The organism is Glycocaulis sp. (assembly GCF_052168375.1).
Lineage (GTDB): Bacteria > Pseudomonadota > Alphaproteobacteria > Caulobacterales > Maricaulaceae > Glycocaulis.
Window position 1 is genome coordinate 1 of the sequence record NZ_JBQLZR010000330.1, and the last position, 4718, is coordinate 4718.

Below are 4718 nucleotides of genomic sequence, written 5' to 3' on the forward strand. Positions count from 1 at the left end.
CACCGCCGCAAGGCATAGCCCAGCGCGACCAGCACGAAGGCGGGAAAGAAGACGATCAGAATTTGCAAGGTCATGAGGCGGCTATCGCTATCCAGATCGGCATGGTGATGGCAGCCAGAAGTGTCGTGGCCGTGACATGGCCTGCCATCATTTCCGCGTCGCCGCCCATTTCCCTGGCCAGCACATAAGCGGCGGCTGCGCCGGGAGTCGCGCCGATGCCGACCAGAACGGCAAGCGCCACGCCTTCAACGCCAAAGAGGAGGCCCAGTGCAAGGAAGATCGCCGGGGCGACGATCAGTTTCGCCGTGACGGATAACGAGATGATCCCCGGCCGGGCCCGCAGCGCGGTGAAGTTGAGGCCGGCACCGATGGTCAGGAGGATCAGGGGCAGGGAGGCGCGGCCCGCCAGATCGAGCGCTTCTGCCACCGGTCCGGACTGGAATACGCCGGCGAGATTGGCGGCAAGGCCGGCTAGACACCCCAGAATGATCGGGTTGGTCACAAGGCGGATACCGACGCGTGTGAGATTTGGCTGATGATCGCTGGCGCCCCAGATGGTCATTACGGCGACGCACATGACATTCACGAGCGGCACGGTCGGCGCGAAGGCCAGGGCGGCCAGAGCCGCCCCTTCCTCACCGAAAGCGGCGGGCGCAAGGGCAAGAAGGACGAAGCCGTTCCAGCGCACCCCGCCCTGGAAGAGGCTGGTATAGACCGGGCCCGGCATGGGCAGGATGCGCAAGGCGAGCATCAGCGCGCCCATGACGATGAACCCGCCCGCAGCGGCCAGCATGAAGCTGCCTGCCGGTACGGCATCATAGTCCGCGCGGCTGATCGTCACGAAAAGGAAGGCCGGCATCAATGCCTGGTAGGAAAGCCGGTTAATTCCGGCCCAGAGCGGCGCAGCAACGAGGCCGGACCGCCGAAGCAGCCAGCCGAGCGCAATCACGCCGAAAACCGGAAACAGGGCGATGACGACCGGGTTCATGTCTCCGGCACACCTTCGGCGATGCGCAAAAGCGCATCTTCCAGAATGACGGCGGCGGCTTCGGCATCGATCATCGTCTTGTGGCGATGGATCGGAATCCCAGCCTCCAGCAGGGTTTCGCCCGCCTCGAAGGTGGACAGGCGCTCATCCTGATAGGCGATAGGCATGTCACGCAGGCGCAGGATGTTGGTCGCAAGCGAACGGGCCGACTGCGCGCGCCGTCCGTCCCCGCCATCCATGTGCAGGGGCAGGCCGATTATCAGGCCCTTGCAGGCCCGCGCATCGTAGAGCGCAAAGATGCGCGCGGCGTCCTCGGAGAATTTCGTGCGCTCGATGGTTTCTATCGGACTGACGAGCGTGCGGTCCGAATTGCAGGCCGCCACGCCGATTGTGCGCGTGCCGGGATCAAGCGCCATGAGCGGTCCTAGTGGCAGGAGTGCCGGATGCAGGAAGATCATGGCGCGCAATCGCTTTCAGACACGGTCAGGCGGTCAGGCCGCCTGCCACGTCGATAGTGGTGCCGGTGACGAAGCTCGATTCGTCGCTGGCCAGAAACACCGCAACGCTGGCGATCTCGTCCGCCGTACCATAACGGCCGAGCGGCACCATCAGGCGCTGCAGATCGGCCGTCTCGCCGTCTGCCGGGTTCATGTCGGTGTCGATGGGGCCAGGCTGGATGACATTGGCGCGCAGGCCCTTGCGGCCAAGCTCGCGCGCGGCGGCCTTGGTTAGCATCTGCACGGCGGCCTTGGAGGCGCAATAGGAGCCAAGGCCCGGCGAAGGCGCGCGATCACCGAGGATCGAGCCGACCGAGATGATGGAGCCGCCCGGCTCCATGATGTTTGCGGCCAGGCGGATAGCCTCGAAAGGCGCAGTGACATTGACGGCCATCACATCGTTCCAGTCCTCATCGCTCATCTTGCGCAGCGTCACTTCGCGCGCGATGCCGGCATTGTTGACGAGGATGTCGATGCGGCCATGGCGCGTTGCAGCGTCCTGCATGACCCGCGTGGTCTCGCCGGCCTTGCGCGCATCGCACGATACCGCTTCGGCCTTGCCACCCTTGGCGTTGATGGCAGCAGCGACGGCTTCGGCCTTGTCCTTCGAGCCGCCATAGGTGAGGACGACGGTTGCGCCCTCATCGGCGAACGCCGTGCATATCGCCGCGCCGATACCGCGCGAGCCGCCCGTTACGAATGCCACTTTCCCCGAAAGCCTGTTACCCATGGCAGGTGCCTCCTCCAACTTGCTGCGTTGCCGCTCTATATGATCGCGAGAGACAAGCCCGTTCGTTCCCTTCCTGCAAGCGCCGAGACGCATGGATGACTGAAATCAGCGTGCGGATGATCGAGGCGCTGGCGGAGATCGCGCCGGAGCAATGGGACAGCGTGGCCAATCCTGAAGGCGCGCCCTTTGACCCGTTCCTGAGCTGGAATTTCCTTCAGGCGCTTGAGCAATCAGGTTGTGCCAGCGAGGAGACAGGCTGGGGACCGCGCCATCTGCTGGCGGAGGATTCACACGGCAAGCTGGTCGGCGTGCTGCCGCTCTATGTGAAGTCCCACTCCTACGGTGAATATGTCTTTGACCACGCGTTTGCCGATGCCCTGCACAGGGCAGGCGGCGAGTACTATCCAAAACTCCTGACCGCCGTGCCGTTCACTCCGGTGACGGGCAGGCGCATACTGGCTGGCGATCCGGCGATACGCCGGGCGCTCATCGCGGCGGCCAAATCCGTTGCCGGACAATGGGGCGTGTCGGGCTGGAACGTGCTCTTTGCCAATGAAGCCGAACGGGTCGAGCTGGCGCAAAACTCTGTGACCGAGCGGCTGGATATCCAGTTCGTCTGGGAAAATCGCGGCTATGGCTCGTATGACGATTTCCTGGGCGATCTGGCGTCACGCAAACGCAAGGGCCTGCGCAAGGAGCGCCAGACTGCGCAGGACGGGCTTGAGATCGTCCAGCTGACGGGCAGCGCTCTGAGTGAAGAGCACTGGGACGTTTTCTTTGCCTGCTATCAGGACACCGGAGCGCGCAAATGGGGCACGCCCTATCTGAACCGCGAGTTCTTCCAGCTCATCCATGAGCGTCTGGCAGACCGGGTACTGATGGTGATGGCACGGCGGGACGGGCAATGGATTGCCTCTGCGCTCAACTTCATTGGCGGCGATGCGCTTTACGGGCGCTACTGGGGCTGTCTGGAAGGTCATGACAGCCTGCATTTCGAGCTCTGCTATCATCAGGCCGTCGACTACGCGATTGCGCACGGCCTTAGCCGCGTGGAGGCGGGCGCGCAGGGCCATCACAAGCTGGCGCGCGGCTACCGGCCGAGGGCTGTGGGCTCGTCGCATTTCCTGACCCACGAAGGCCTAGCCGCTGCCGTGGGGCGCTTTCTCCAGCGTGAACGCCATGCGGTCACGGCCGAGATCGGTGCGCTGGATGCCGACAGCCCATTCCGCAAAGACGGCTGAGGCTGGCCGGGCGGTCGCCGGCTTGCTAGGAAAGGCTCTGCCGCATTGAGCCACCCGGAGACCTGCCATGAGCCTTGATGGCCGTTATGACGACCAGAACATCTTTGCGAAAATCCTGCGCGGTGAGGCACCGGCGGTAAAGGTGCACGAGGATGAGCACACGCTGGCAATAATGGATGTGTTCCCGCAGGCGCCCGGACATGTTCTGGTGATCCCGAAGGAACCGGCGCGTAACCTGTTTGAGCTCTCCGAGGAAGCCGCCGAAAAGACCATTCTGGCGGTAAAGGCCGTGGCCGCTGGCGTGCGGCGGGCCCTCGATCCGGACGGAGTGTTTGTCGCTCAGTTCAATGGCGCGCCTGCGGGGCAGACGGTCTTCCACATCCATTTTCACATCATTCCGCGCCGCGACGGCGAGGCGATTGCCGGTCATGGCAATGCCAAGATGGCTGACACGGCCGATCTGGAAGCGCTGGCGGTGAAGATCCGGGCGGCGCTCTAGGGCAATCTGCCACCAAAATGCCGCTTGCATTTTTTACAGTTCGCGCATCATAGGCGCTGGAGCGTCGCACTCTGCAGGGGAGGCTAGAATCACCCTTGCCCCTTTACCCGCCCGCGTCGACGCACGGGCGCGTTCTGGCGTTCTTGCACCATGTTACTCATCGACACGTTTGTCGGTCCCAGCGCCATTGAAGGCGTTGGGGTTTTTGCGGCTGAACCGATCCGCAAGGGACAACTCATCTATCGCTTCGAGCCGGGGTTTGACCGGCTGATTGGCGAGGCAGAACTTCCCACCCTGCCTGAAAGCATTCGCCGCTTTGTCGAGCGCTATACCTATCCCCATCCGAAAGAGGCCGGGATGCTGGTTCTGGACGCCGATAATGGCCGGCACATGAACCACTCGCTCGAGCCCAATACCGATTTTCGCGACTCGGTCTTCGGCTATGCCATCCGCGACATTGCGGCTGGCGAGGAGATTACCTGCAATTATTCGGAGTTCGAGCCGGACTTCTACATGCTTCCCTCCATGGTCTCGGCCCATGCGGCCCATCATGGGGTGATGGCGAACGGAAGCGGCGCACACATAACGGCCTGATTGCAGAAGGCTTGTCCGGGGCGGGCGGTGATGGCAGACACGTGCCATGCGCACGATAGCCATTACGTCCGCCACCGGTCTTGATCACTTGACCCCAGACGGCCACCCGGAGCGCGTGGCACGGCTCGAAGCCGTGTTGCGGGCGCTGGAGCCGTTATCGCCTCGCGAC

At 63.5% G+C, this 4718-nt stretch carries 6 protein-coding genes and 1 pseudogene; 4 read left to right on the forward strand and 3 right to left on the reverse strand.

From position 1 onward, the window contains the following. Window positions 1-70: 70 nt before the first annotated feature. The 3 genes from ACTS2Z_RS13715 to ACTS2Z_RS13725 are packed head-to-tail and all read right to left on the reverse strand — an operon-like array spanning window position 71 to window position 2215. Complete coding sequence (locus ACTS2Z_RS13715; protein ID WP_442573765.1) at window positions 71-988, reverse strand: AEC family transporter; 918 nt, start codon at window positions 986-988, stop codon at window positions 71-73. Beyond that, window positions 985-1446 (reverse strand): Holliday junction resolvase RuvX, encoded by a 462-nt coding sequence (gene ruvX, locus ACTS2Z_RS13720; protein WP_442573766.1) that lies wholly within the window; start codon window positions 1444-1446, stop codon window positions 985-987. Before ruvX ends, ACTS2Z_RS13715 begins: the two co-directional genes overlap by 4 nt. Window positions 1447-1471: 25 nt before the next feature. Continuing rightward, window positions 1472-2215, reverse strand: coding sequence for an SDR family NAD(P)-dependent oxidoreductase (locus ACTS2Z_RS13725; protein WP_442573767.1), 744 nt, complete (start codon window positions 2213-2215; stop codon window positions 1472-1474). A gap of 95 nt (window positions 2216-2310) precedes the next feature. Between ACTS2Z_RS13725 and ACTS2Z_RS13730 the strand changes: the two genes are divergently transcribed. The 4 genes and pseudogenes from ACTS2Z_RS13730 to ACTS2Z_RS13745 all read left to right on the forward strand — a co-directional run. After that, window positions 2311-3456: a GNAT family N-acetyltransferase gene (locus ACTS2Z_RS13730; RefSeq protein WP_442573768.1), complete on the forward strand. Its 1146-nt coding sequence runs from the start codon at window positions 2311-2313 to the stop codon at window positions 3454-3456. A 67-nt stretch (window positions 3457-3523) separates the two neighbouring features. After that, window positions 3524-3955 (forward strand): HIT family protein, encoded by a 432-nt coding sequence (locus ACTS2Z_RS13735; protein WP_442573769.1) that lies wholly within the window; start codon window positions 3524-3526, stop codon window positions 3953-3955. A 150-nt stretch (window positions 3956-4105) separates the two neighbouring features. Next, window positions 4106-4549 carry an SET domain-containing protein gene (locus ACTS2Z_RS13740; protein WP_442573770.1) on the forward strand — a complete coding sequence of 148 codons (444 nt, stop codon included), beginning with the start codon at window positions 4106-4108 and terminating at the stop codon, window positions 4547-4549. A 46-nt stretch (window positions 4550-4595) separates the two neighbouring features. After that, window positions 4596-4718: pseudogene (locus ACTS2Z_RS13745) on the forward strand (histone deacetylase family protein); the annotation flags it as partial.

What these genes read in the sequence shown, in the direction of transcription:
- ACTS2Z_RS13730 (WP_442573768.1), top strand. Translation starts at nt 2,311, where the DNA reads ATGACTGAAATCAGCGTGCGGATGATCGAGGCGCTGGCGGAGATCGCG.
- ACTS2Z_RS13725 (WP_442573767.1), bottom strand. Translation starts at nt 2,215, where the DNA reads ATGGGTAACAGGCTTTCGGGGAAAGTGGCATTCGTAACGGGCGGCTCG.
- ACTS2Z_RS13740 (WP_442573770.1), top strand. Translation starts at nt 4,106, where the DNA reads ATGTTACTCATCGACACGTTTGTCGGTCCCAGCGCCATTGAAGGCGTT.
- ACTS2Z_RS13715 (WP_442573765.1), bottom strand. Translation starts at nt 988, where the DNA reads ATGAACCCGGTCGTCATCGCCCTGTTTCCGGTTTTCGGCGTGATTGCG.
- ACTS2Z_RS13735 (WP_442573769.1), top strand. Translation starts at nt 3,524, where the DNA reads ATGAGCCTTGATGGCCGTTATGACGACCAGAACATCTTTGCGAAAATC.
- ruvX (WP_442573766.1), bottom strand. Translation starts at nt 1,446, where the DNA reads ATGATCTTCCTGCATCCGGCACTCCTGCCACTAGGACCGCTCATGGCG.